This window comes from Mycolicibacterium bacteremicum (assembly GCF_002086115.1).
Lineage (GTDB): Bacteria > Actinomycetota > Actinomycetes > Mycobacteriales > Mycobacteriaceae > Mycobacterium > Mycobacterium bacteremicum.
Genome location: NZ_MVHJ01000038.1, coordinates 17598 through 41699 on the forward strand (window position 1 = coordinate 17598; position 24102 = coordinate 41699).

General features: G+C 68.4%; 27 protein-coding genes. 20 read left to right on the forward strand and 7 right to left on the reverse strand.

Translation table 11 applies throughout. From position 1 onward, the window contains the following. Nucleotides 1-3 precede the first annotated feature (3 nt). From BST17_RS26070 to BST17_RS26080, 3 genes are read right to left on the reverse strand one after another with little or no spacing between them, the layout of a single operon-like run. Nucleotides 4-1362 carry a lipopolysaccharide biosynthesis protein gene (locus BST17_RS26070; protein ID WP_083061840.1) on the reverse strand — a complete coding sequence of 453 codons (1359 nt, stop codon included), beginning with the start codon at nucleotides 1360-1362 and terminating at the stop codon, nucleotides 4-6. Beyond that, nucleotides 1359-3092: an alpha/beta hydrolase family protein gene (locus BST17_RS26075; RefSeq protein WP_083061842.1), complete on the reverse strand. Its 1734-nt coding sequence runs from the start codon at nucleotides 3090-3092 to the stop codon at nucleotides 1359-1361. The genes BST17_RS26070 and BST17_RS26075 overlap by 4 nt, the downstream gene beginning before the upstream one ends. A 14-nt stretch (nucleotides 3093-3106) precedes the next feature. After that, on the reverse strand, nucleotides 3107-3352 hold the full coding sequence (locus tag BST17_RS26080) for an acyl carrier protein (RefSeq protein WP_083061844.1): 246 nt from the start codon (nucleotides 3350-3352) through the stop codon (nucleotides 3107-3109). A 289-nt stretch (nucleotides 3353-3641) separates the two neighbouring features. Between BST17_RS26080 and BST17_RS26085 the strand changes: the two genes are divergently transcribed. Further along, complete coding sequence (locus BST17_RS26085; protein WP_083061894.1) at nucleotides 3642-4622, forward strand: amino acid--[acyl-carrier-protein] ligase; 981 nt, start codon at nucleotides 3642-3644, stop codon at nucleotides 4620-4622. Here the strand turns inward: BST17_RS26085 and BST17_RS26090 are convergent. Further along, complete coding sequence (locus BST17_RS26090) at nucleotides 4616-6178, reverse strand: sugar transferase (RefSeq protein WP_083061846.1); 1563 nt, start codon at nucleotides 6176-6178, stop codon at nucleotides 4616-4618. The two genes, BST17_RS26085 and BST17_RS26090, sit on opposite strands and share 7 nt — an antisense overlap. A gap of 235 nt (nucleotides 6179-6413) precedes the next feature. Further along, nucleotides 6414-7217 carry a DUF3109 family protein gene (locus BST17_RS26095; RefSeq protein ID WP_234807837.1) on the reverse strand — a complete coding sequence of 268 codons (804 nt, stop codon included), beginning with the start codon at nucleotides 7215-7217 and terminating at the stop codon, nucleotides 6414-6416. Between the two features lie 34 nt (nucleotides 7218-7251). On the opposite strand from BST17_RS26095, the gene BST17_RS26100 reads away from it, so the two are divergent. The 10 genes from BST17_RS26100 to BST17_RS26145 all read left to right on the forward strand — a co-directional run bounded on the left by BST17_RS26100 (nucleotide 7252) and on the right by BST17_RS26145 (nucleotide 15569). Then, nucleotides 7252-8232 carry a Ppx/GppA family phosphatase gene (locus tag BST17_RS26100; RefSeq protein WP_083061849.1) on the forward strand — a complete coding sequence of 327 codons (981 nt, stop codon included), beginning with the start codon at nucleotides 7252-7254 and terminating at the stop codon, nucleotides 8230-8232. Further along, the gene (locus BST17_RS26105) at nucleotides 8229-9281 is read left to right on the forward strand and encodes an Rv0497 family membrane protein (protein ID WP_083061850.1); all 1053 of its coding nucleotides are present in this window, start codon (nucleotides 8229-8231) and stop codon (nucleotides 9279-9281) included. Before BST17_RS26100 ends, BST17_RS26105 begins: the two co-directional genes overlap by 4 nt. Before the next feature lie 10 nt (nucleotides 9282-9291). After that, nucleotides 9292-10137: a sugar phosphate isomerase/epimerase family protein gene (locus BST17_RS26110; RefSeq protein ID WP_083061851.1), complete on the forward strand. Its 846-nt coding sequence runs from the start codon at nucleotides 9292-9294 to the stop codon at nucleotides 10135-10137. Beyond that, a complete protein-coding gene (locus BST17_RS26115; RefSeq protein ID WP_083061853.1) occupies nucleotides 10134-10940 on the forward strand; it encodes a thioesterase family protein in 807 nt (268 codons plus the stop codon). The genes BST17_RS26110 and BST17_RS26115 overlap by 4 nt, the downstream gene beginning before the upstream one ends. Before the next feature lie 82 nt (nucleotides 10941-11022). After that, complete coding sequence (proC, locus tag BST17_RS26120) at nucleotides 11023-11874, forward strand: pyrroline-5-carboxylate reductase (RefSeq protein WP_083061855.1); 852 nt, start codon at nucleotides 11023-11025, stop codon at nucleotides 11872-11874. A 137-nt stretch (nucleotides 11875-12011) separates the two neighbouring features. Continuing rightward, complete coding sequence (locus tag BST17_RS26125; protein ID WP_023985266.1) at nucleotides 12012-12242, forward strand: cell division/environmental response transcriptional regulator; 231 nt, start codon at nucleotides 12012-12014, stop codon at nucleotides 12240-12242. A gap of 69 nt (nucleotides 12243-12311) precedes the next feature. Beyond that, the gene (locus tag BST17_RS26130; RefSeq protein WP_003402602.1) at nucleotides 12312-12413 is read left to right on the forward strand and encodes a 30S ribosomal protein bS22; all 102 of its coding nucleotides are present in this window, start codon (nucleotides 12312-12314) and stop codon (nucleotides 12411-12413) included. 29 nt (nucleotides 12414-12442) lie between these two features. Further along, entirely contained in the window at nucleotides 12443-13498 is a 1056-nt protein-coding gene (locus BST17_RS26135) for an NAD-dependent epimerase/dehydratase family protein (RefSeq protein ID WP_083061857.1), read from the forward strand. 39 nt (nucleotides 13499-13537) lie between these two features. After that, nucleotides 13538-14605 (forward strand): lysophospholipid acyltransferase family protein, encoded by a 1068-nt coding sequence (locus tag BST17_RS26140; protein WP_083061859.1) that lies wholly within the window; start codon nucleotides 13538-13540, stop codon nucleotides 14603-14605. Nucleotides 14606-14723: 118 nt separating this feature from the next. Continuing rightward, nucleotides 14724-15569, forward strand: a complete 846-nt coding sequence (locus BST17_RS26145) for a type IV toxin-antitoxin system AbiEi family antitoxin (RefSeq protein ID WP_083061862.1) — start codon at nucleotides 14724-14726, stop codon at nucleotides 15567-15569. Nucleotides 15570-15644: 75 nt separating this feature from the next. Here the strand turns inward: BST17_RS26145 and BST17_RS26150 are convergent, their stop codons facing one another. Both BST17_RS26150 and BST17_RS26155 read right to left on the reverse strand, forming a co-directional pair. After that, nucleotides 15645-16175: an FAS1-like dehydratase domain-containing protein gene (locus tag BST17_RS26150; RefSeq protein WP_083061865.1), complete on the reverse strand. Its 531-nt coding sequence runs from the start codon at nucleotides 16173-16175 to the stop codon at nucleotides 15645-15647. Nucleotides 16176-16201: 26 nt separating this feature from the next. Beyond that, on the reverse strand, nucleotides 16202-17002 hold the full coding sequence (locus tag BST17_RS26155; protein ID WP_083061867.1) for an HAD family hydrolase: 801 nt from the start codon (nucleotides 17000-17002) through the stop codon (nucleotides 16202-16204). Nucleotides 17003-17040: 38 nt separating this feature from the next. On the opposite strand from BST17_RS26155, the gene BST17_RS26160 reads away from it, so the two are divergent. Genes BST17_RS26160 through BST17_RS26200 form a run of 9 tightly spaced genes read left to right on the forward strand, consistent with a single transcriptional unit; the run spans nucleotide 17041 to nucleotide 23930 of the window. After that, nucleotides 17041-17292: a glutaredoxin family protein gene (locus BST17_RS26160; protein ID WP_234807838.1), complete on the forward strand. Its 252-nt coding sequence runs from the start codon at nucleotides 17041-17043 to the stop codon at nucleotides 17290-17292. Nucleotides 17293-17343: 51 nt separating this feature from the next. Continuing rightward, nucleotides 17344-18687 carry a glutamyl-tRNA reductase gene (locus BST17_RS26165; protein WP_083061870.1) on the forward strand — a complete coding sequence of 448 codons (1344 nt, stop codon included), beginning with the start codon at nucleotides 17344-17346 and terminating at the stop codon, nucleotides 18685-18687. Next, nucleotides 18684-19619 (forward strand): hydroxymethylbilane synthase, encoded by a 936-nt coding sequence (gene hemC / locus BST17_RS26170; protein ID WP_083061873.1) that lies wholly within the window; start codon nucleotides 18684-18686, stop codon nucleotides 19617-19619. Before BST17_RS26165 ends, hemC begins: the two co-directional genes overlap by 4 nt. Then, nucleotides 19616-21280 carry a bifunctional uroporphyrinogen-III C-methyltransferase/uroporphyrinogen-III synthase gene (locus BST17_RS26175; RefSeq protein ID WP_083061876.1) on the forward strand — a complete coding sequence of 555 codons (1665 nt, stop codon included), beginning with the start codon at nucleotides 19616-19618 and terminating at the stop codon, nucleotides 21278-21280. The genes hemC and BST17_RS26175 overlap by 4 nt, the downstream gene beginning before the upstream one ends. A gap of 31 nt (nucleotides 21281-21311) precedes the next feature. After that, nucleotides 21312-22283 carry a porphobilinogen synthase gene (gene hemB / locus BST17_RS26180; RefSeq protein ID WP_083061878.1) on the forward strand — a complete coding sequence of 324 codons (972 nt, stop codon included), beginning with the start codon at nucleotides 21312-21314 and terminating at the stop codon, nucleotides 22281-22283. Further along, nucleotides 22280-22699, forward strand: a complete 420-nt coding sequence (locus tag BST17_RS26185) for a hypothetical protein (protein WP_083061880.1) — start codon at nucleotides 22280-22282, stop codon at nucleotides 22697-22699. The genes hemB and BST17_RS26185 overlap by 4 nt, the downstream gene beginning before the upstream one ends. A 12-nt stretch (nucleotides 22700-22711) precedes the next feature. After that, nucleotides 22712-23155, forward strand: a complete 444-nt coding sequence (locus tag BST17_RS26190) for a hypothetical protein (protein WP_133053602.1) — start codon at nucleotides 22712-22714, stop codon at nucleotides 23153-23155. Continuing rightward, nucleotides 23152-23646: a transport-regulating membrane protein Mce1N gene (locus BST17_RS26195; RefSeq protein ID WP_083061884.1), complete on the forward strand. Its 495-nt coding sequence runs from the start codon at nucleotides 23152-23154 to the stop codon at nucleotides 23644-23646. Before BST17_RS26190 ends, BST17_RS26195 begins: the two co-directional genes overlap by 4 nt. Further along, the gene (locus BST17_RS26200; protein ID WP_083061886.1) at nucleotides 23643-23930 is read left to right on the forward strand and encodes a hypothetical protein; all 288 of its coding nucleotides are present in this window, start codon (nucleotides 23643-23645) and stop codon (nucleotides 23928-23930) included. Before BST17_RS26195 ends, BST17_RS26200 begins: the two co-directional genes overlap by 4 nt. Nucleotides 23931-24102 lie beyond the last annotated feature (172 nt).

Sequence of the window (24102 nt, forward strand, 5' to 3'; positions counted from 1 at the left end):
CCGTCACACCGCCGTCGCCCTGGGTTGTTCAGCATCCTCGCCGCGCTCGGTGACGAGCTCGCGCGCGGCCGCGGCGACGTTCCAGTGCGGTTTCGGTGTCTGACCGAAGATTCGGCGGGCGGCCAGCCAGAGGCCGATGTAGAGCGAGGCCAGTCCGCACGCCGCCACGATGGCCAACGCCAGTGCCCCGCCGAGGATCGCCGCGGCGACCGCGCTCGGCACGACCAGTGCCAGCACGACGAGCGACGTGCGGCAGACGGCGTCGAGATGCCCGGCGATGATCAACAGCGAGGTGTTCACGCTGAGCGCGGCCTGCGGGATGCCGCCGATGGCCAGGATGACGAGCAGGATGTTGGCCTGGTGCATGCCCGCCCCGTACGCCAGATCGAGGAAGAACCCGCCGAAGAACACCAGGGTCAACACCACGGTCGTGGTGATCAGGGTGTTGATGGTCGACAGGTTCGACAGCATCCGGACGACCTCGGTCCGGCGTCCGGCCACCCACATCCGCGCCGCCGGCGGCAGCACCGCCGTCGCGGCCAGGCTCTCCAGGATGGTCACCTGGATGGCGATCGTGGTGGCGACGGCGTAGAGCTTGGCCTCGGTCGGCACCAGCGCGGCATTGGACAGCCAGATGGTCCCGGAGACGATGAGGAACGCGGTGAGCTCCAGGGTGAACAGCCGTGCGCCGGAGGCGACGGTCTGCCGCAGGGCGGCCAGGCCGGGGGCGTGGCGCAGTGCGATCTCGGCGCGCCCGACGACCAGTGCGATGACGACCTGTCCGCCCGAGACGGCCGCATACGCGACCAGCATCTCCACCAGCGTCGGCTGTTCGACGGTGAACGCGACGATGGTGACCACCGGCAGCACCACGACGCTGCGCACGTAGTGGGTGGTGGCCACCGAGGCGAACACCCGGCCGACCGCGGCGTAGATGTCGCTGAGCATCATGCGGATCGACTCGATGAGCACCATCAGTGTCGTGAGCAGCAGTGCGGGGATGAAGTTCCCGTGTCCGATCAGGCCGCCGGTGGCCAGCAGCGCGATGATCGGCGCGGTCGGCAGGCTCATCATGAAGGTGGCCCGCAGGTGGGTCCCCGCGATGATCCGTTTGAGTGCCGGGTCCGGCTCGGACGGGATGAGGCGGACGACGTTGTTGCCCAAACCGACCCGCCCGACGATGGAGCCGATCGGTAGCGCGGCGAGCACACCGAAAAATGCGGCGGCATCGCGGTTGTTCAGGAACCGCACCACGATCACCGTGAGCAGGAAGGTGGCCACCATGCCTACCGCGGCGGCCAGGACCCGCGTGGAGAAGCTGCGGCGCAGCTCGGATTTCGCGCCGTTGTGATCTGCGGTCATGAGCCCAATGCCAAACTCTGCTTGCACGGAGGGCCGAGCAGTTCGTCGCGGATGCCGTCGAGGACGGCCTGGTGGTAGGCGGCGTGGTCGCCGTCGCCGAGCTCGACCACGCGCACCGGCAGCCCGTCCAGGCGCAGCATCGTCACGGTGGCGAAACCGTCGAACTCGGTGAACAGGTCGACGTCGAAGGGGCAGAGCATGAGCACGGTGTCGGTGCCGTTCTGCAGCAGCGGAGCCAGCAGGACCTCCGGTACCTGTGCCAACCCGGCCTGACCGAGCATCTTGAGCAGCGCGTGCGGTAAGTGGTTGCGCAGCAATGCCTTCAACCGGTCCCGGGCGGGCTTGAGTGATTCGATGATGCGCCTGCGTAACGGCCAGGCGGCGGCGGGGTCCGGGGTGGCGCTCTGCTGATGCCCGGCGGCGGAGGCCATGATGTCGCGCCGCACATTCCACTGCCACGCCCATGCCCCGGAGTGCCAGCTCCAGCTGCCGGCGTTCACCAGCAGGGCCGAGCCGACTGCCAGTTCGCGGGCGGTGTGCGCGGCGTACCACGATCCCGAGCAGATGCCGACGACGGTGAGCTGGCGGGGGTCCTCCGCGGCATGCCGACCGGCGGCGTTGCCATCGGCGATACGCCTGCTGGTGTAGATCGACTGCCACTGATCCCGCACGATCGCGGGGGAGTGGCCCAGACCCGCACCGTCGAACCGGAACGCCTGCGCGCCGCCGACGGCGATCTGCCTGCCGAGTTCGACCCAGCCCCGGGCCGGCCCGACGTGCGGATCGTTCGAGGTTGCGAAGAACAGCACGACCCGGCCCTTGGCCGGCATGGTGTTCACCGGACGGGTCCGGATCCCGAACAGGCCCTTCGGACCGAAGGATTCGATGGTTTCCAGCACGGTCACCGGGCCGTCGGGGGTGCTGACGGGCATCCGGGCCTCGGTGACGACGTGTGGCTGCACGGTGACGCGCGGGTCGGTCTCGGCGACATCGCGGAACCAGGAGACGATCTGATCGAGCGCGCCCATCGGCATCGCGACCACCACGTCGGCGGTCTGGGCGAACTCCGGCAGACCGGCGGCGGTGGTGACCACGGTGTGCGCACCCGCCGAGTGCCGGTCGGCGTCCTCGGGGCGCACCACATACAGCTGCGCGGATGCCGGACCGGTGAGCTTGAGGGCACCGAAGGTCTTGGCGGATCGTTCGCTGAGCCGGGCCCCGATGATCGAAACCGTCTCCGGCTCAGCGGCTTCGGGTCCGACCGTGAACCGGTAGAGCGCAGCCTGTTCGCGCAGGTGCCGTCGCCCGGAGGCAGGGGGGTCGAGGTAGGCGACACGGTCGATGGGCGCTCCGGCGGCGATGGCGTGGTCGACGAGCAGACCACCGGCGCGCAGCGCCACGGCCGAGACCGAGGGGGCACCGATATCGAGGAGGTGATCGGCGGCGTGTCGGATGCTGGCCGACCACATGGCGACCGCGTCGTCACGATGGTGACCGAACGCCGAGTCGCCGGTGCCGAGATAGTCGAAACGCAGTACGGCGTAACCGTTTCGCGCCATATCCTCGGCCAGGATCCGCTGGAATCGGATGCTGTCCATACCTTCTTTGCCGAGCGAGCCGCAGATGAGGACGGCGCCCCGCACCCGCCGGTCGGCGGGCAGGTGGACCACGCCGAACAGCGGAGATTCGTTGGGGCCGAAGTACGTCGGCGTTTCGCTCGGAGCGCTCACTGGTGTGACCGGTGTCAGACCGCGGCCGCGGTGAGTTGGGAGAGGGCTTGCTCGATGCTGACGATCGTGGCGAACGTCGTCTTGTTGAGGGCGTCGTCCGGGAACTCGACGTCGAACTCGTCCTCGAGGGCAAGCATGACGTTCACCGAGGCGTGCGAGGTGAGGCCGGCTTCGTACAGATCGGCGTCGGCGGCGATGGTGCGCGGGTCCGCCGGCATCCGCCCCTGGTTTGCCAAGACTTCCCGGATCCGGTCTTGCATGTGGTTGTCCCCAACTTTTTCTCTCGAAACGTGTTCGCTGAGACTAACATGGCTAACTTCAGGAGTCGATCGGAATGCATCGATCGAATCTCGGGCCGGCGGCGATGCGCCGGCGTCGTATGGTGAGCCGCGCGGTTACCGTAGACGGCCTTTGAACTGCGTATATGGCGCAGAGTCGGGTCCGGGTGAGACGGCCGGTCCGTACTGGTGAGGGATACGTCACAATTAGGCGCATCGAGCGAAACATGTCGCCAGTGTGCATTTTTAGCAAAGCACGGTGGCCTTGCGCATGGATGTTCGAACCGGGCGCGGCCGGAAATGGCAAGATGAGGCGGTGACCACCCCCAGTGATCTCGACGAAGCGCGCCGTCTGTTCCGGGACGATCTGGTCGCCGCCGGACTGCTGATACCGCTGGGGATCGACGGCCTCTACGGCCGTAGCGGTGTCTTCGAGGGGATCATCGACGGAATCGATCGCGTCGTTGTGGCCAAGGGCCGGGCGGTGCACGGTGATCGCGCGCTGACCCGACGGTTCCCACCGCTGTATCCGCGGGAGGCCTTCGAGAAGACCGACTACATCGCGTCATTTCCCAATCTGACCGGCGCGGTGTCCACCTTCACTGGCGACAACCGTGACCACCGGGCTCTGCTCGCCGACCGGGAGGCCGGACGTCCGTGGGATGGTCACCTGCACCCGGCGGGAACCATGCTCGTGTCGGCGGCCTGCCATCCCAGTTATGCGACGCTGCCGACGGTCATTGCGGACGAGGGCATCCTGCTCGACGTCTACGGCTACTGCTTCCGGCATGAACCGGCCATCGATCCGGCCCGCATGCAGGCGTTCCGCATGCACGAATATGTGTTGGTCGGCAGTCCGGAACAAGCCCGGCTGCACCGGGATTCGTGGGTCGGGCACGGCCTCGAGGTGCTGGCGCAGCTGGGACTGGAAGCGACGGCGGTCGCGGCCAACGACCCGTTCTTCGGCCGGGCCGGCAAGATGCTGGCCGCCAACCAGCGCGATGACGACCTCAAGACCGAACTGGTGATCCGGCTCTACGGCGACCTGGACGACGGCACCGCGGTGGTCTCGGCGAACTGCCACCGCGATCACTTCGGCGACACCTTCGGTCTGCGCGGTGCGGGCGGCGAGGTGGCCCACAGCGCCTGCGTGGGCTTCGGCATGGAGCGGATCGCCTTGGCGCTGTTGCGCACCCACGGTCTTGACCCATCGTCCTGGCCGGCCGGGCCGCGAGAGTTGCTGGGTCAGTAGGCGCCGTCGCCGCGCAGCACGGTGCTGACCGTCTTGGCGATGATCAGCACGTCCTGCATGATCGACCAGTTCTCGACGTAGGACAGGTCCAGCCGGACGGCGTCCTCGGCTTCCAGATCCGAGCGTCCGCTGACCTGCCACAGTCCGGTCAGGCCGGGCTTGACGGTCAGGCGACGACCGACCAGGTCGTCGTAGGAGTCGACCTCGCGGCGCACCTGCGGGCGCGGCCCGACGACGCTCATATCGCCGCGCAACACGTCCAGGAACTGGGGCAGCTCGTCGATGCTGTACTTGCGGAGGAACTTGCCCACCCGGGTGACGCGCGGGTCGTCCTTGAGCTTGAAGAACAGCGAGTTGCCGCCGTTCTTGGCGATCAGTTCGGCCATCATGGCGTCGGCGCCGGTGATCATGCTGCGGAACTTGGTCATCTGGAACTCGGTGCCGTCGATGCCGATGCGCTCGGAGCGATAGAAGATGGGCCCGGGGCTGGACAGCTTCACCGCGATGGCGGCGGCGATCAGCACCGGGGACGCCGCCAACAGCGCAGTCAGCGAGAAGACGATGTCGAAGGTGCGCTTCACCAGTGAATTGGCCTGGCTGTATTGCGGTTTCGCGACCTCCAGCATGGCCATCCCGGCCACCGGGCGGCTGACCAGACGCTGATTCGCCACGTCGATCAGGCCGGGCGCGATCATCAGGTCGACGCCGACCTCGTCGAGTTCCCACATCAGCCTGCGGATCTCGATGGGGCGTAGGTGATCTGTCGCGGCCAGTGCGACGGTCTCCGCCCCGGTGCGGGTGACCGCGTCGACGATCGCCTGGTCCATGCCGACGATCGGCACGATGGTCCCGTTGATGTCGATGGACTGCTTGGTGATGGTCGGTCCGGCGGGGGTGCACACCCCGGCGACGCGGTAGCCGGCCCAGGGATCCTTGGCGATCTCGGTGGCGATATCGCGGGCGGCCGGTTCCGTACCCACGATCAGCAGCGCGGCCTTGTCCATGCCCTGCCGCCGGCGGCGTGCCACCACCCGGCGCCACACCCAGCGGTTGATCATCAACGCGATGAGGCCGACCGGCAGCGCGATGCCGAGGTAGCGCGCCGAGATGTCGACCGACAACAGCAGCGAGACGATCGCGATGAGGCCGAACAGCTGCAGCGTGGCGAAGCCGAGAACGACGTATTCCTCGGTGCCCCGTCCGGTGATCCGCGGCGACCAGGTGCCCAGGGCCAGGAATCCCAGCCAGGCGACCACGAGTGCGGCCGAGAACCAGGCGTAGCTGACGCTGCCGAGACCGGTGGCCCCGAGCCACAGCTCGGTGGCGGTCCCGCCGAATACCAAAATGTGCACGAAGGTGACGACACAGCAAATAACGGCCACGTCGCTGAGGACAATGCTTCTGGCAAGCTTCTTGCGCCGTTGCTCGCCGGGGGATACCGGCGCGCGTCGGCCGGATCCGGTCCGGACCAGAGCGCCGGCCTGGTCTTCGTCGGTGACGAGTTTCAGGTGCTCAACGGTGGTTTTTGCCGGCGGTCGGATATCGATCGACGTCATCGTGTCTGCCTTCTCGGTCGGCAGAATCCCGGTCGATCGGGCCTCCGCGCGTGTGCAATAGCTACGGACTCTAACCAGGTATGGCTATCCACACAACCGGTGCCGATGTGAGAACGACCACGGAAAAGATTTAACTAACGCGATAATAGCAAAGCTTCCGACGTTAGCTTTGCAACGCGGTGGCGCGGCATCGTCGGCGCGGGGACGCCGGCGTGACGGGGAGGTGAACCCGGGGTTACTCGGCGGCGCGGGTCGCCGGGTGCACCGCGATCAGACCGAGCTGGCCCCGGCGCCGGCACATCGCGGCCAATTCCGCGTACGTCTTCTCGCCCAGCAACTCGGTCAACTCGGGCGCATAGGACTGCCAGACCGGCCGGGCACCGACATGGGCGGCCGGGTCGCCGGTGCAGTACCAGTGCAGGTCCGCACCGCCCTCGCCCCAGCCGCGGCGGTCGTATTCGGTGATGACGGTCTTGAGCACATCGGTCCCGTCGGGCCGGGTCACCCAGTCCTGGGTCCGGCGGATCGGCAGCTGCCAGCAGACCTCGGGCTTCATGGTCAACGGCTCCACGCCCAGCTTGAGGGCCTTGGAGTGCAGCGCACACCCGATCCCGCCGGCAAAACCGGGCCGGTTCAAGAAGATGCAGGCGCCCTTGTACTTGCGGGTCCGCTTGTTCGGCTTGCCGTCGTACTCGTCGTCTTCGAGGTATCCCTTGCGCCCTAGGCCCTTGGCCCGGAACTGCCAGTCCTCGTCGGTCAGCTTCGCCACCGCATCGTCGAGCATGGCCCGATCATCGTCATCGGAGAGGAAGGCGCCGTGCGAGCAGCAGCCGTCATCGGGTCGGCCGGCAACCGTGCCCTGGCAGGCGGGCGTGCCGAAAACGCATGTCCAGCGCGACAACAACCACGTCATGTCCGCGGAGATCAGATGGTTGGGATCCTCCGGGTCGTAGAACTCCACCCACTCCCGGGCGAAGTCGAGTTCGACTTCCCCGCCCACTCCTCCGACGTGCGGACCGCCGACGTGTGACGTCTTCACAGTTGTCAACGGTAAACCCACTAACCTTGGTCGCGTGCGATTGGGCGTGCTGGACGTGGGCAGCAATACGGTTCATCTGTTGGTCGTCGACGCCCGCCGCGGTGGGCATCCGACCCCGATGAGTTCCACCAAGGCCGCCCTGCGTCTGGCCGAGGCGATCGACTCGACCGGAAAGCTGACCCGCAAGGGTGCCGACAAGCTGGTCGACACCGTCGACGAGTTCGCCAAGATCGCCGCCAGTTCCGGCTGCGCGGAGCTGATGGCCTTCGCCACCTCGGCGGTGCGCGACGCCACCAATTCCGAGGCGGTGCTGTCCCGGGTGCAGTCCGAGGCCGGGGTCTCGCTGCGGGTACTCAGCGGCGTCGACGAGTCCCGGCTCACCTTCCTGGCGGTGCGCCGGTGGTACGGCTGGAGCGCCGGCCGCATCATCAACATCGACATCGGTGGCGGCTCGCTGGAACTGTCCAGTGGGGTCGACGAGGAGCCTGATGTGGCCCTGTCGCTTCCGCTCGGCGCGGGCCGACTGACCCGCGAATGGCTGGCCGAGGATCCACCGGGGCGGCGCCGGGTCGCCATGCTGCGCGACTGGTTGGCCACCGAACTGTCCGAGGCGGGTTCGGTGATCCAGGAGGCCGGAACCCCCGATCTGGCCGTCGCGACGTCGAAGACCTTCCGATCGCTGGCCCGGCTCACCGGCGCGGCGCCGTCGGGGGCGGGTCCGCGGGTCAAGCGCACGCTGACCGCGAGCGGTCTCCGTCAACTCATCGCATTCATCTCTAGGATGACTACGGCCGACCGAGCCGAGCTGGAAGGGGTGAGTGCCGAACGGGCGCCGCAGATCGTGGCGGGAGCGCTGGTGGCCGAGGCGAGCATGCGGGCCTTGGGTGTCGAGACGGTGGAGATCTGTCCCTGGGCATTGCGGGAGGGACTCATTCTGCGCAAACTCGACAGTGAAGCCGACGGGACCGCCCTGGTCGAGACCATCCCAGCCACTCCCAAGGGCAAAACACGATGACTGAACCTGACAACACCGCCACCCGACCCATCTCCGTCGCGGAGCTGCTGGCCAAGAACGGGTCCATCGGCGCCCCGGCCCCCGGTGGCCGCCGCCGCCGTCGACGTGGCAATGCCGACGCGGTGACCGTCGCCGAGCTGACCGGTGAGATCCCGATCGTGGTCGACGAGCCCCCCGTCGAGGAGGCTGTCGCGCCGGCAGCTCCCGTCGAGGAGGACCCCGCACCCGAGGTGCCCGTCGAGGAGTCGGCTGTCGAGGACGCGGCGCCCGCGGACCCGACACCGGCCGAGCAGGCCATCGTCGAAGAGACCCTCGCCGAGGCGCCGACCGCCGAAGAGGGTGTCGTCGAGGATCCGGTGCTCGACGATGAACCCGCGCCCGAACCCGAGCCCGAGCCCGAGACCGAGACCGACACGGCAGCCACCGATTACGACGCGCACATCCAGCAGCGCGACGCCGAGCCCGCGCCGGTGGCCTTCACGCCGCGCCGCCGCGCGCACGGATTCACCCGACGCGCTGCCGCGACCGACACCGAGGCGACCGCCGCCGAGGAGATGAGCCCCGATGCGCTGCTCGACGACGACACCGAGGTCGACGCCGCCGTCGCCAGCGATGTCGAGCGTCCCGGGTATCTGAAGTCGCCGGCCGACACGCTGTTCGGTGGCGACTCCGTCGCCGACGAGGCGACCAGGCGCACCCGCACACCCGGGCCCGAGGACATCGACCTCGACGGCACCGCCGACACCGAGGTGCACCGCTTCGACGACGGGCTCGACGAGCACGAGGGCTCCCCGTTCATGCGGGGCCTGTGGATCGTCGTACAGAGCGTGCTTGCGGTCGCCCTCGGTGCGGGCCTGTTCATCGCCTTCGACCAGCTGTGGAAGTGGAACAACATCGTCGCGCTGGCGCTGTCGGTGCTGGTCATCCTGGGCCTCGTGGTGGGTGTCCGGGTGGTCCGCAAGACTGAGGACATCGCCAGCACGCTGATCGCCGTGGCGGTGGGTGCCATGGTGACGCTCGGGCCGCTGGCACTGCTGCAGTCCACCTGATGCCGAGCTAGTGCGTCCCGCGATCAAGGTCGGTCTGTCGACGGCCTCGGTGTATCCGCTGCGCACCGAGGCGGCCTTCGAGCACGCCGCACGGCTGGGCTATGACGGGGTCGAGCTGATGGTGTGGGCCGAGCCGGTCAGCCAGGACATCGACGCCATCGAGGAGCTGTCGCGCACATACGACATCCCGGTGCTCTCGGTACACGCGCCGTGCCTGCTGATCTCGCAGCGGGTGTGGGGGGCCAACCCGATCGCGAAGCTGGAACGCAGCGTGCGCGCCGCCGAACAGCTCGGCGCGCAGACGGTGGTGGTGCATCCGCCGTTCCGCTGGCAACGCCGCTACGCGGAGGGATTCAGCGATCAGGTCGCCGAACTGGAGTCCGGCAGCGATGTGCTGGTCGCGGTGGAGAACATGTTCCCGTTCCGCGCCGACCGGTTCTGGGGCACCGGGCAGCCCTCGATCGAGCGGATGCGCAGGCGTGGCGGCCACCCCGGCCCGGCGATCTCGGCGTTCGCCCCGTCCTATGACCCGCTCGACGGCGGCCACGCCCACTACACACTGGACCTCTCGCACAGCGCCACCGCGGGCACCGACGCCCTGGAGATGGCGCAACGGATGGGGGAGGGATTGGTGCATCTGCACCTGTGCGACGGCAGCGGCGCGTCCACCGACGAGCACCTGGTCCCCGGCCGCGGCAGCCAGCCCGCCGCGCAGATCTGCCGGCAACTGGCCGGCTCCGATTTCACCGGCCACGTCATCCTCGAGGTCACCACCTCGGGGGCGCGCACCGCCGCCGAACGGGAGGCCCTGTTGACCGAGTCCCTGCTGTTCGCCCGGGAGCATCTGCTGCGATGAGCGCATTGTTCACCGACGCCATGCGGCTGGAGGCCGCCGGTGACGGCGTCTATCTCGGCGTGCTCGACGAGCACTGGACCATCGGGCCGAAGGTGCACGGCGGGGCCATGCTGGCGCTGTGCGCCAATGCCGCGCGCACCGAGCTGGGGGTCGCGGGTGTCGAACCCATCGCGGTGTCCGGCAACTTCCTGTGGGCTCCGGACCCCGGGGCCGTGCGCGTCGTGACCGATGTGCGCAAGCGTGGCCGCCGGATCAGCCTGATCGACGTCGAGCTGCAGCAGGGCGACCGGGTCGCCGTCCGCGCGGCCATCACCCTGGGCACCCCGGAGAACGAGACCGTCCCGCTGCTGTCCACCAATCCGGTGGTGCCGCTGATGACGCCCGAGCCCCCGCCCGGGCTGGAGCCGATCGGCCCGGGCCATCCGATGGCCGACATCGTGCACCTGGCCCACGGCTGCGACATCCGGCCGTCCTTGACGACCATGGAGCCGCGGTCCGACGGCGGCCCGCCGGTCATCGAGTACTGGGTGCGGCCGCGCGGTGCCGCACCCGACGTGCTGTTCGCGCTGCTGTGTGGCGATGTGTCGGCCCCGGTGACCTTCGGGGTGAACCGGTTCGGCTGGGCGCCCACCGTGCAGCTGACGGCCTTCCTGCGGGCCGTGCCGGCCGACGGCTGGCTGCGGGTGCTGTGCACCACGACCCAGATCGGTCAGGACTGGTTCGACGAGGACCATGTGGTGGTCGACGCGCGGGGCCGCATCATCGTGCAGAGCCGGCAGCTGGCGCTGGTGCCCGGTTCCTGAACCTTCTCCCGTCGCTTCGCTCGCCCCGGAGCCTTCTCCCGTCGCTTCGCTCGCCCCGGCAGGCGCGTGCCATGCTTTCCCGGTGGCAAGAATTGCGATCATCGGCGGAGGCAGCATCGGCGAGGCGCTGCTCTCGGGTTTGTTGAGGGCGGGTCGTCAGGTCAAGGATCTGGTGGTCGCCGAGAAACATCCCGACCGCGCCCGACAGTTGTCCGAAACCCATCAGGTGCTGGTGACCTCGGTGGCCGACGCCGTCGAGAACGCCCAGTACGTCATCGTCGCGGTGAAGCCCGGCGACGTCGGGGCGGTCACCGCCGAGATCGCCGAGGTGGTCGCCAAGGCCGACAACGACAGCGATGAGCTCGTCTTCGTCAGCGTCGCCGCGGGCGTGGCCACCACCTTCTTCGAGAACAAGCTGCCGGCCGGCTCGCCGGTGGTGCGGGTGATGCCGAATGCGCCGATGGTCGTCGGTGGGGGCGTCAGCGCGGTGGCTCCCGGCCGGTTCGCGACACCCGAACAGCTCAAGGAGGTCGCGGCCATCTTCGACACGGTCGGGGATGTGCTGACGGTGACCGAGGTCCAGATGGACGCGGTGACCGCGGTGTCGGGTTCGGGGCCGGCGTACTTCTTCCTGATGGTCGAGGCGCTCGTCGATGCGGGTGTCGCGGCCGGGCTCTCGCGCGAGGTGTCCACCGAACTGGTGGTGCACACCATGGCAGGTTCGGCCGCCATGCTGCTGGACCGTCGGGATTCCACACCGGTCGGCGCAATGGACACCTCTGCGGCCGCGCTGCGGGCTATCGTGACCTCACCGGGTGGGACCACCGCCGCTGGTCTGCGAGAACTCGAGCGTGGGGGGTTGCGCAGCGCCGTGGCGGATGCCGTACAAGCGGCAAAAACACGCTCTGAGCAGCTAGGAATTACATCCGAGTAGTTCATGAATTTCGAACGGATTAGCCCACACCCGTCGCAATAACCCCAGTGGCCACGCTATTCTCCTCGTGTATGCACGCGTACGTGCCAGCGGTGGGGAAGCCGCTGGCCCGGCCGTGCCTTATGGATTGGGTTGCGATGACGTCAATGAACGGGCCATCGGCGCGGGATTCCGCTGGCGACGGCCAGCCGAAGGCTCAATTTCTCACCGTCGCAGAGGTTGCCAGCTTGATGCGGGTCAGCAAGATGACCGTGTACCGCCTGGTGCACAACGGTGAATTGCCTGCCGTACGGGTGGGCCGCTCCTTCCGCGTGCACGCCAAGGCGGTGCACGACCTGCTGGAGACGTCGTACTTCGACGCCGGCTGATTGGTTTCCGGCTGGGGCACCCGGGTAAGGTGACTCGGTCAGTTCACTCATCGGTAGGTAGCGGAGTTCATGGGTTCAGTAATCAAGAAGCGGCGTAAGCGCATGTCGAAGAAGAAGCACCGTAAGCTGCTTCGTCGCACTCGGGTGCAGCGCAGAAAACTCGGCAAGTAGCTTTCAGCTTCGGCCGTTAGGCTGACCCGATGGATGAGCAGGGATCCGCACCGAAGGTCGTCTTGGTCACCGGAGCCTGCCGATTTCTCGGCGGGTACCTGACCGCGCGGTTGGTGCAGAATCCCGCGATCGACCATGTCATCGCGGTGGATGCCATCGCGCCGAGCAAGGATCTGCTGCGCCGGATGGGGCGCGCCGAGTTCGTGCGCGCCGACATCCGTAATCCGTTCATCGCCAAGGTCATCCGTAACGGCAACGTCGATACCGTGGTGCACGCCGCCGCGGCGTCCTATGCGCCGCGGGCCGGCGGTCGGGCCACCCTCAAAGAGCTCAACGTGATGGGTGCCATCCAGCTGTTCGCCGCCGCGCAGAAGGCGCCGTCGGTGCGACGGGTGGTGCTCAAGTCGACCTCCGAGGTCTACGGCTCCAGCTCCCGCGACCCGGTGTACTTCACCGAGGACGGCAGTGCGCGCCGGCCCCCGGGCGACGGTTTCGCCCGGGACAGTATCGATATCGAGGGCTATGCCCGCGGGCTGGCCCGGCGGCGCCCGGACATCGCGGTCACCATCCTTCGGCTGGCCAACATGATCGGCCCCGCCATGGACACCGCGCTCTCGCGGTACCTCGCCGGTCCCGTCGTCCCGTCGGTGCTCGGCCGGGACGCCCGACTGCAACTACTGCACGAGCAGGACGCTCTGGGGGTGCTCGAGCGCGCCACCGTGGCCGGGCGGCCGGGCACGTTCAACGTCGGCGCCGCCGGCATCATCATGATGAGTCAGGCCATCCGGCGGTCCGGCCGGGTGGCGCTTCCGGTGCCGCGCGCCGCACTGTCCGCCGTCGATTCGCTGCGCCGGGCCACCCGCTACACCGAGCTCGACCGCGAGCAGCTCAACTACATGAGTTACGGCCGGGTGATGGACACCTCGCGGATGCGAAACGACCTAGGTTATAACCCGAAGTGGACCACTGCGGAGGCATTCGACGATTACGTACGGGGACGTGGTCTGACTCCGATCGTGGACCCGAACTGGGTACGCTCTGTGGAAAGCCGGGCGGTGGCGCTGGCGCAGCGCTGCGGCGGCTAGGGGACGGCTCGAAGTCGGAGTTTGGGGAGAGGTTGACACGTGGCGGGTGAATCAAAAGCGAAAGTGATTCCGCTGCGCGCGAATTCGGGTCGGACAACGGCCGCGCGACGGGCCGCGCAGCGTGCCGACAGCGCGCGCAGGCACCCCTCGCTGCTCACTGACCCGGACGGCCGGGCGTCGGCCGAGGACATCGCCGCCGTCGTCCGCGAGATCGATCAGCACCGCGGAAACTCCTCGACCGGTGTTCCGGCCGAGGATGTCCCCAACGAGCTGTCGAAGGCCATCGCGGCCATCGCCGAGTTCGCCACCCGCCGGATGACCGGCGACTACACCGTCGACGAGTTCGGCTTCGATCCGCACCTCAACGACGCCGTCGTATTGCCTTTGCTGCGTACGCTTTTCCGGAACTGGTTCCGGGTCGAGGTCAGCGGTATCGAGAACCTGCCGCTCGACGGTGCGGCACTGGTGGTGGCGAATCACGCGGGGGTGCTGCCCTTCGACGGACTGATGGCCTCGGTGGCCGTGCACGATCATCATCCGCGCCACCGGGTGTTGCGCACGTTGGCCGCGGACCTGGTGTTCGATCTGCCGGTGGTCGGCCAGGCCGCCCGCAAGGCCGGCCACACCCTGGCCTGCACCTCGGATGCGCACCGGTTGCTGGCGGCCGGCGAGCTGACCGCGGTGTTCCCGGAGGGGTTCAAGGGCCTCGGCAAGCCGTTCAAGGACCGCTACAAGCTGCAGCGCTTCGGCCGCGGCGGGTTCGTCTCCGCGGCATTGCGCGCGCAGGTGCCGATCGTGCCGTGCTCGATCGTCGGGTCCGAGGAGATCTATCCCAAGATCGGCGATATCAAGCTGCTGGCGCGGCTGCTCGGGTTGCCGTACTTCCCGGTCACGCCGCTGTTCCCGCTGGCCGGTCCGCTGGGTCTGGTGCCGTTGCCGTCGAAGTGGCACATCAAGTTCGGTGAGCCGATCTCCACCGAGGGCTACGACGAGTCCGCCGCGGATGACCCCATGGTCACCTTCGAGCTGACCGACCATGTCCGCGAGACGATTCAGCACACGCTGTATCAGCTGCTGGCCAATCGCCGGAACACGTTCCTGGGCTGAGTCCCGGCTGGGGCCGCGAGATCGACATTTCTGTGGTCTGCGGCGCCAACTGAGCGCAGAAGCGTTGATCTCACGACCTCGATGGAGCCGATCGGTCGGCTGCTGCGTCTGATCGGATATGCGTACCCCGTTCGTCGGCTCGCGCGCGATCGCCTCGGGCGAGCTGACACCGTTCCAGCTGCGTCGTTGGTACCGCCCGATCTACCGCGGCATCTACGTCCGTGCCGATCATGAGGTCACGCTCCGAGATCGCGTCATCGGACTCGGATTGGCCGCGCCAGGGGCGATAGTCGCAGGGGTGGCCGCGTCAGCGCTGCACGGCGCGAAGTGGGTCGCCGCTGACGAGCCCATCGAAGTCGTGATGGGAGGGCGCCGGGCGCAGTCCGGACTCGTCATACGCAATGATTTCCTGTGTCCCGACGAGGTGATGACGATCTCGGGTGTCCGTGTCACCACGCCGGCGCGGACCGCCTTCGACCTGGCCCGTTGCCATCCGCGTGATCGCGCCGTCGCCCGGCTGGACGCGTTGCAACGGGTGCGCCGGTTCTCCGTCGACGAGGTGGCGATGATCGCCGAGCGGCATCCGCGGGCTCGTGGGTTGAAGCAGCTGCGGACCGCTCTGCCGCTGGTCGACGGAGGCGCGGAGTCTCCGAAGGAGACCTGGTTGCGGCTGTTGTTCGTCGACGCCGGGCTGCCGAGGCCGACGACGCAGTGCGTGATCTACGACGTCGACGGGACGTACATCCGTCGCATCGACATGTGCTGGAAAGAGTTCAAGGTCGGCGCGGAATATGACGGCCAGCAGCACCTGACCAGTCGCTCCGATTATGTGAACGACGTCCTCGTGGACCGGAAACTGCGCCGACTCGGCTGGCACGTCCTACACGTGATCAAAGAAGACCGGCCACGCGACATCATTGCGGAGGCTCGTACCGCGCTGCTGTCCCGCGGATGGCATGCGTGAGGTCGACGCTTCTGCGCTCGAACGGGCCCCCAAGCCGCGTAAACGTCGATCTCGCGGCGAGCGGCGGGCGCGAGGTCAGCTGTTCTGGTTGGCGACCATCCGCGCGATGGTGGCGTCACGCGCGGCGGCGATCTGTGCGGTGACCTCGTCGGCCTCACCCTCGTGCTCGGCCTCGCCCAGGATGGTGATGACGCTGGTGAGCACCGGCTCCCCATTGTCATCGGTCACCTCGGCGCGGACCTCGGTGAGGATGGCGCCGTGCGATTCGATGACCGAATCCAGGTACGAGTCGAACCACAGCTTGTCGCCGACCTTGATCGGGCGGTGGAAGATCAACTTCTGGTCGCGGTGCAGCACGCGCTCCAGGTTCACCGGCACATCGAACTGGTTGAAGATCTCCAGCTGGACACGGCGGCCTGCCACGGCGATGAAGGTCAGCGTCGCCAGGATGGTGTCGTGGCCGTGCTCGGCCGCACCCTCCTCGGTGTGGTGTGCAGGGTGGAAATCCTGCACCGCGTTGGCGAACTCGCGGACCTTCTCGCGGCCGACCTCGAAATAGTCGGGGTACCGGTAGTGGGTTCCCACGATCTCTTCGGCAATGCCCATGGCGGGTGAGCTTACCGCGCGCGCAGTCAGCGACCGGCGTCGCGGCGGGACGCCACCGCGGCCAGTGCCCCGCCGACCGCGCCCAGGGCCAGCGCGGAGGGCACCCCGATCTTGGCCGCCTTGCGTGCGGTCCGGAAGTCGCGGATCTCCCAGCCACGCTCGCGGGCGACGTCACGCAGCGCCGCGTCGGGGTTGATCGCGACCGCGGTGCCCACCAGCGACAGCATCGGCACATCGTTGAAGCTGTCCGAGTACGCCGTGCACCGGCGCAGGTTGAGCCCCTCCCGAATCGCCAGCGACCGCACGGCGTGCGCCTTGCCCGCGCCGTGCAGGATGTCGCCGACCAGGCGTCCGGTGAACACACCGTCGACGGATTCGGCGATGGTGCCCAGTGCACCGGTCAGGCCGAGCCGGCGGGCGATCGTGTCGGCCAGCTCGTAGGGCGTCGCCGTCACCAGCCACACCTGCTGGCCGGCGTCGAGGTGCATCTGGGCCAGCGCCCGGGTGCCGGGCCAGATCCGGTCGGCGATGATCTCGTCGTAGATGTCCTCGCCCAGGGCGACCAGCTCCGCGGTCGAGCGGCCCTCGATGAACGCCAGCGCCTTCTGTTTGCCCTCGGCGACGTCGTCGCTGTTCTCCTTGCCGGTGAACTGGAACTTGGCCTGCGCGTAGACGATTCCGGCGATATCGCGGTAGGTGAAGTACTTGCGTGCGGCCAACCCGCGGGCGAAGTGCACCAGCGATGACCCGTGCACAAGGGTGTTGTCGACGTCGAAGAACGCTGCCGCGGTCAGGTCCGGCGGCGGCGGCGGGGGCGTCTCGGACACCGTTCAACATTAAGTCACGCCGGGTCGATACTGGGTGTGTGGACCATCAGGTGTTGTTGCTCACACGCGCAGGCTGCAGTCTCTGCGAGAAAGCCGCGTCGGCACTGGCCGGACTGGCCGCCGAACTGGGCTTCGTATGTGAGTCGACCGATGTCGACGCGGCCGCCGACGCGGGTGACCCCGCGCTGCGTGCCGAGTACGGCGATCGGCTGCCCGTGGTGCTGCTCGACGGCGCCGAACACAGCTACTGGGAGGTCGACGTGGCCCAGTTACGGAAAGATCTCAGCTAATTTGGTGGCTGCGCTGGTAAAGGCTACTTTGGACCCCGTGGTGATGATGCCGTGAGCGTACTGCTATTCGGGGTTTCGCACCGCAGCGCGCCGGTGTCCGTATTGGAGCAGTTGAGCACCGACGAGGCTGATCAGGCCAAGATCGTCGACCAGATCCTGCAATCCTCGCTGGTCACCGAGGCCATGGTGCTCTCGACCTGTAACCGCGTGGAGATCTACGCGGTCGTCGACGCCTTCCACGGCGGTCTGTCGGTCATCGGGCAGGTGCTCTCGGAGCACTCCGGGATGGGCCTGAACGACCTCACCAAATACGCCTATGTGCGGTACGCCGAGGCGGCCGTCGAACACCTCTTCTCGGTCACCAGCGGCATGGATTCACTGGTGATGGGTGAGCAGCAGGTGCTCGGCCAGGTCCGCCGCGCCTACGCCGCCGCCGAGGCCAACCACAGCGTCGGCCGCACGCTGCACGAACTCGCGCAGCGTGCGCTGAGCGTCGGCAAGCGCGTGCACACCGAGACCGGGATCGACTCCGCGGGCGCCTCGGTGGTCTCGGTGTCACTCGAGATGGCCGACAAGCGGGTCGGCGGTCTGGCCGGGGCCACCGCCGTCGTCGTCGGCGCCGGTGCCATGGGCGCCCTGGCCGCCAAGCACCTGGTCCGGGCCGGTGTCGAGCGCATCGACGTCGTCAACCGCACGCTCCCGCGCGCCCGCCGGCTGGCGCACAACATCTCCGAGCTCGGCGTGCAGTCCGAGGCCTACCCGCTGGAGGACATCGCCGCCGTGCTGGCGACCGCCGATGTCGTCGTCAGCAGCACCGGCGCCGTCCGTCCCGTGATGACGCTGGCCGATGTGCACCACGCGCTGGCCGCCCGCGACGACGAGGAACGTCCGCTGGTGATGTGCGATCTGGGCATGCCCCGCGATATCGACATCGCGGTCAAGGGCCTGCCCGGCGTGCACGTCATCGACATGGAGCGCATCCAGCGTGAGCCCCGCGCCCGGGCGGCCTCCTCCGATGCCGAGGCCGCCCGCACGATCGTCGCCAACGAGGTCGCCAACTACCTGGCCGGCCAGCGCATGGCCGAGGTCACCCCGACGGTCACGGCGCTGCGCCAGCGCGCGGCCGACGTCGTCGAGGCCGAGTTGCTGCGCCTGGACAACCGACTGCCGGGGCTGGATTCCACCCACCGTGACGAGGTCGCCCGCACGGTCCGCCGGGTGGTCGACAAGCTGCTGCACGCGCCCACGGTGCGGGTCAAGCAGCTCGCCGGAGCCCCGGGCGGGGACAGCTACGCCGAGGCGCTGCGCGAGTTGTTCGAGCTCGACCCGCAGGCCGTCGACGCCGTCGCCGGTGGCGAATTGCCTTTGATCGCATCAGATAACGACACTCAGTGATCCGAATCGGTACCCGGGGCAGCCTGCTGGCGACCACCCAGGCCGGCACCGTCCGCGACGCGTTGATCGCGAACGGGCATGCCGCCGAACTCGTGATCATCTCCACCGAGGGCGACCGCAATCAGGGCCCCATCGCCGAGATCGGGGTGGGCGTGTTCACCGCCGCGCTGCGCGAGGCGCTGGCCGCCGGCGAGGTGGACGCCTGCGTGCACTCCTACAAGGACCTGCCGACGGCGGTCGACCCGCGCTTCACCATCGCCGCCGTGCCGCCCCGCGAGGACTCCAGGGATGCGCTGGTGGCGCGGGACGGACTGGTGCTCGGAGAGCTGCCGCCGGGCTCGGTGATCGGCACGTCGAGCCCGCGCCGGGCCGCGCAGCTTAGAGCACTGGGTCTCGGTTTGGAAATCCGCCCCCTACGAGGCAACCTAGACACCAGGTTGAACAGGGTAAGCAGCGGTGATCTCGACGGCGTCGTCGTCGCCCGAGCGGGCCTCGCCCGTATCGGACGGCTGGACGTTGTCACCGAGGCCCTGGAACCGGTGCAGATGTTGCCGGCACCGGCTCAGGGGGCGCTTGCGGTCGAGTGTCGCGCCGGGGACGACGGCCTCGCCGCGACGCTGGCGGAGTTGGATGACGCCGACACTCGCGCCGCGGTCATCGCTGAACGTGTCCTGCTCGCCGAACTGGAGGCGGGTTGCTCCGCACCGGTGGGCGCCATCGCAGAGGTGGTCGAGTCCATCGATGAGGACGGCCGGGTCTTCGAAGAGCTGTCGCTGCGCGGTTGCGTGGCGGCGCTGGACGGATCCGACGTGATCCGTGCGTCCGGCATCGGGACTCCCGAGCGGGCACGAGAGCTGGGGCTCTCGGTGGCCGCGGAGCTGTTCGAACTGGGCGCACGGGACGTGTTGGCAGATGCTGGGAGTGACAGATGACTGGGCACGCAGGTAACCGGGGCCGCAAGATTCGGCCCGGCCGCATCACCTTCGTGGGTTCCGGCCCGGGTGATCCGGGCCTGCTGACATCCCGCGCGCGGGCCGTGCTGGCCAACGCCGCGACGGTGTTCACCGATCCCGATGTGCCCGAGGCGGTGCTCGCGCTGGTCGGTTGCGAACTGCCGCCGGCCTCGGGTCCCGAGCCGGCCGCGACCGAGACATCCGACGGAGAGACGGTCACCGCGGTGGTCCCCGGTGGTCCCGATGTGCGGCCCGCCCTCGGTGACCCCGCCGAGGTCGCCAAGACGCTGGCCGCGGAGGCTCGGCACGGCGTCGACGTGGTCCGCCTGGTCGCCGGTGACCCGCTGTCGATCGACGCGGTCATCACCGAGGTCAACACGCTGGCCCGGACCCACCTGAACTTCGAGATCGTGCCGGGCCTGCCGGACACGACCGCGGTGCCGACCTACGCCGGTCTGCCGCTGGGCTCCTCGCACACGGTCGCCGATGTGCGTGACCCGAACGTCGACTGGGCTGCGCTGGCCGCCGCCCCCGGTCCGCTGATCCTGCACGCGACCGCGACGCACCTGGCCGACGCGGCCCGCACGCTCGTCGAGTACGGCCTGGCCGAGAACACCCCGGCCGTGGTCACCGCGCACGGCACCACCTGCCAGCAGCATTCGGTGGAGACCACGCTGGTCGGCCTGGGCGACAAGGCGATCCTCAATGCGGCCGAGCCGTCCGGTGGGACGCCGGGTCCGCTGTCCGGCCCGCTGGTGGTGACGATCGGCAAGACCGTCGCCAACCGCGCCAAGCTGAACTGGTGGGAGAGCCGCGCCCTGTACGGCTGGACCGTGCTGGTGCCGCGCACCAAGGATCAGGCCGGCGAGATGAGCGACCGGCTGGTCACCCACGGCGCGCTGCCGGTCGAGGTGCCGACCATCGCCGTCGAGCCCCCGCGTAGCCCGGCCCAGATGGAAAGGGCCGTAAAGGGTTTGGTGGACGGTCGGTTCCAGTGGGTGGTGTTCACCTCCACCAACGCGGTGCGGGCGGTCTGGGAGAAGTTCAACGAGTTCGGTTTGGATGCCCGCGCGTTCTCCGGTGTGAAGATCGCCTGCGTCGGTCAGGCCACCGCGGATCGGGTGCGTGCCTTCGGTATCAACCCCGAGCTGGTGCCCGTCGGCGAGCAGTCCTCGCTGGGTCTGCTCGACGAGTTCCCGCCGTACGACGAGATCTTCGACCCGGTGAACCGGGTGCTGCTGCCACGCGCCGATATCGCCACCGAGACGCTGGCCGAAGGCCTGCGCGAACGCGGTTGGGAGATCGAGGATGTCACGGCCTACCGCACCGTCCGCGCGGCACCGCCGCCGGCGCACACCCGCGAGATGATCAAGACCGGCGGGTTCGACGCGGTCTGCTTCACCTCGAGCTCGACGGTGCGCAACCTCGTCGGTATCGCCGGTAAGCCGCACGCCCGCACCATCGTTGCCTGCATCGGGCCCAAGACCGCCGAGACCGCAGTCGAATTCGGTCTGCGCGTCGACGTGCAGCCCGAGACGGCCGCCGTCGGACCGCTGGTCGAGGCGCTGGCCGAGCACGCCGCCCGGCTGCGCGCCGAGGGTGCACTGCCGCCGCCGCGCAAGAAGAGCCGCCGGCGCTAGATCCGGCCGAGCTATGCGACGGGAAGAATAGATGCGGATCCGTCCACGCAGGCTGCGTTCCACACCGGCCATGCGCCGGTTGGTCGCGCAGACGACGCTGGAGCCCCGGCATCTGGTGCTGCCGATGTTCGTCGCCGACGGTATCTCGGAATCTCGGCCCATATCGTCGATGCCGGGCGTGGTGCAGCACACCCGGGATTCGCTGCGCCGCGCGGCCGCCGACGCGGTGACCGCCGGGGTCGGCGGATTGATGTTGTTCGGGGTGCCGCGGGCCGAGGACAAGGACGCTTCGGGTTCGGTGGGTCTGGATCCCGATGGTGTCCTCAACGCCGCATTGCGCGACCTGAGCGCCGATCTCGGTGATGCCACCGTGCTGATGGCCGATACCTGCCTGGATGAGTTCACCGATCACGGCCATTGCGGCGTGCTGGACGCGCACGGCCGGGTCGACAACGACGCGACCAATGATCAGTACATCAAACTTGCTGTGGCGCAGGCGCATTCCGGTGCGCACGTGGTGGGCCCGAGCGGCATGATGGACGGCCAGGTCGCCGCCATCCGTGACGGCCTGGACGCTGCCGGGCATGAGGATGTCGCGATCCTGGCGTATGCGGCCAAGTTCGCCTCGGCGTTCTACGGGCCGTTCCGGGAGGCGGTGGATTCGAGCCTGTCCGGCGATCGGCGCACCTACCAACAGGATCCGGGCAATGCGCGCGAGGCCGTACACGAGATCACATTGGACATCGACGAGGGCGCCGACATGGTGATGGTCAAGCCCGCCATGAGTTACCTCGACGTGGTCGCGGCCGCCGCCGAGATCTCGCCGGTACCCGTGGCGGCGTACCAGATCTCCGGCGAATACGCGATGATCAACGCCGCCGCCGCGAACGGCTGGATCGATCTGCAGGCCTCGGCACTGGAGTCGCTGACCGGTATCCGGCGCGCGGGCGCGGACATCGTGTTGACCTACTGGGCAGCCGAGGCTGCCGGCTGGCTGGCGTGACCGAACAACCGCCGGCCCCCGCCGGTCGTCCCGAGGATGTCGACACCGGCGTGTGGTTGTTCGCGATTGCGCTCGTGTTGATGGTCATCGGCTACCTCATCGATCTGTTCACCGCGCCGCTCGAGGTTGCCGGATACGTCTACGCCGCTTCCGTGCTGTTCGTCATCGTCGTCGCCGCGGTGACGGCCGCGTTCACCTGGCTGTTGCGCTACGGGTACCGCTGGCCGCGCACTCTGCTGACCGCGGGTGGACTGACAGCGGTGGTGTACTCGGTGACCAGTCTGTTCACCGTGCACCGCAGCGCCGCTGCCGCCGCCTTCGGGTATGCCGCCTGCACCATCATCGGTTCGGTGCTCATCATCGGGGGAGTGGTGCTGCTGCACCGCAAGGACGCCCACGAATATCTCACCCGATAGGCTGCCCGGATCATGACCCAACCCACATCGCCCGCGCGTCCGACGATCGTGAACATCGCCTTCTGGCTGGTTCTGGTGGGTGCGGTGCTGCTGCTGTCGGGCGGGCTGCTGGGAATCAGCGTCGCGGTCAGCGCAGAGGATGCGGTGTTCGGCAAGAATGTGTCCCCGGATGCCGTGCAGAACCTTCGTATCCTGCTGGGCGGGTTGAGCGTGCTGTGGGTCCTGGTCGGAATGGCACTGAGCTTTCTGGTGGGACGGGCCCGTAACGGTGATCTGCGGTTCCGCCGGTCAGTCGTGGTGATGGCCGTCGCGGTGGCGGTGATGGTCTTCCTACTCACGCTGCTGGCGCCGTTCACCGTCACGCTGCCCACGCTGTTCGGGGTGGTCCCGGTGGTGATCGGGGCGACCCTGTTCATGCGGCCGGCGGCCTCGGACTGGTACCTGGAAGTGCAATGACGGACCAGCACGCGGGCGAGCGGGACCTGGCCACCGAGCCGGTGCTCTTCCACGAGCCGGGAGGGACCTGGTGGTGGCTGCTCGCCGGGCCGGCAGCCGGCCTGGCGATGGCGCTGATCCAGGTGTCCGGTGGGGCGGGTTGGCGCCTGGGCGTCCCCGCCATGTTCTGCATCCTGGTGAGCGGATTCCTGGCCATCCAGATCAAGGCGGCCCGAATCCACACCTCGGTGGAACTGACGCCGACGATCCTGCGGCAGGGCACCGAGCGGGTGTTGATCGCCGACATCGTGAAGATCTACCCGGAACTCAAACGCGGTGAGAGCGAGAAGTGGCAGACCTACCGCGCGTTCGGAGAGCTGAGCGGGGTGCCGCGCGGCCGGACCGGGATCGGGATCAAGTTGACCGACAAGCGGACCGGACAGGCCTGGGCGCGCAAGCATCGCACCCTGCGTGCGGCGCTGGAGTCGCTGGTCGGGGAGCCGGTGACATGAGGCGGACCGCGGTGGCCCAGTTGTCGGCGGCGGTCGTGGCCCTGATCGGCAGTGTCCTCAGCTGGCTCGCATCCCGTTCGGCTGAGCAGTTGCCACCCGTGCTGGAGGGCGAGCCGGCGATGACGACCGTGATCTATTACCCGCCGCTGATCGTGCTCGCGCTGTTGCTCGCGACGGTCGCCGGTGTCCTCGCGGTGCTGGGCATCGCGAAGCTGCGCGCGACTCGCCGCTGGCAGCCCGCTCTGCGGGTATCGCCGCTGAAAGTCGCTGACAGGCAACGCTAAAACGGTGGCGGGTCGCTGTCGGTGTAGGTGGTGGTGGTGGCGAAGTAGCCGTGGGTTCGGTTTGTCGGTGGTCGCGGGTAGGTGGGCGGGGTCTGTCCGCGGGTGTGTTCGAGGGCGAGTTCGCGTGCGTTGCGGGCGCGTTCGGTGTTGATGCGGTATTCGCGGTCGTGTT

Excerpts from the sequence above, each read along its gene's own strand:
- BST17_RS26175 (WP_083061876.1), top strand. The coding sequence starts at position 19,616 with ATGACTGGGCACGCAGGTAACCGGGGCCGCAAGATTCGGCCCGGCCGC.
- BST17_RS26115 (WP_083061853.1), top strand. The coding sequence starts at position 10,134 with ATGAGCGCATTGTTCACCGACGCCATGCGGCTGGAGGCCGCCGGTGAC.
- BST17_RS26145 (WP_083061862.1), top strand. The coding sequence starts at position 14,724 with ATGCGTACCCCGTTCGTCGGCTCGCGCGCGATCGCCTCGGGCGAGCTG.
- BST17_RS26125 (WP_023985266.1), top strand. The coding sequence starts at position 12,012 with ATGACGTCAATGAACGGGCCATCGGCGCGGGATTCCGCTGGCGACGGC.
- BST17_RS26105 (WP_083061850.1), top strand. The coding sequence starts at position 8,229 with ATGACTGAACCTGACAACACCGCCACCCGACCCATCTCCGTCGCGGAG.
- BST17_RS26090 (WP_083061846.1), bottom strand. The coding sequence starts at position 6,178 with ATGACGTCGATCGATATCCGACCGCCGGCAAAAACCACCGTTGAGCAC.
- BST17_RS26200 (WP_083061886.1), top strand. The coding sequence starts at position 23,643 with ATGAGGCGGACCGCGGTGGCCCAGTTGTCGGCGGCGGTCGTGGCCCTG.
- BST17_RS26070 (WP_083061840.1), bottom strand. The coding sequence starts at position 1,362 with ATGACCGCAGATCACAACGGCGCGAAATCCGAGCTGCGCCGCAGCTTC.
- BST17_RS26190 (WP_133053602.1), top strand. The coding sequence starts at position 22,712 with ATGACCCAACCCACATCGCCCGCGCGTCCGACGATCGTGAACATCGCC.
- hemB (WP_083061878.1), top strand. The coding sequence starts at position 21,312 with ATGCGGATCCGTCCACGCAGGCTGCGTTCCACACCGGCCATGCGCCGG.
- BST17_RS26135 (WP_083061857.1), top strand. The coding sequence starts at position 12,443 with ATGGATGAGCAGGGATCCGCACCGAAGGTCGTCTTGGTCACCGGAGCC.
- BST17_RS26080 (WP_083061844.1), bottom strand. The coding sequence starts at position 3,352 with ATGCAAGACCGGATCCGGGAAGTCTTGGCAAACCAGGGGCGGATGCCG.
- BST17_RS26085 (WP_083061894.1), top strand. The coding sequence starts at position 3,642 with ATGGATGTTCGAACCGGGCGCGGCCGGAAATGGCAAGATGAGGCGGTG.
- BST17_RS26150 (WP_083061865.1), bottom strand. The coding sequence starts at position 16,175 with ATGGGCATTGCCGAAGAGATCGTGGGAACCCACTACCGGTACCCCGAC.
- BST17_RS26130 (WP_003402602.1), top strand. The coding sequence starts at position 12,312 with ATGGGTTCAGTAATCAAGAAGCGGCGTAAGCGCATGTCGAAGAAGAAG.
- BST17_RS26195 (WP_083061884.1), top strand. The coding sequence starts at position 23,152 with ATGACGGACCAGCACGCGGGCGAGCGGGACCTGGCCACCGAGCCGGTG.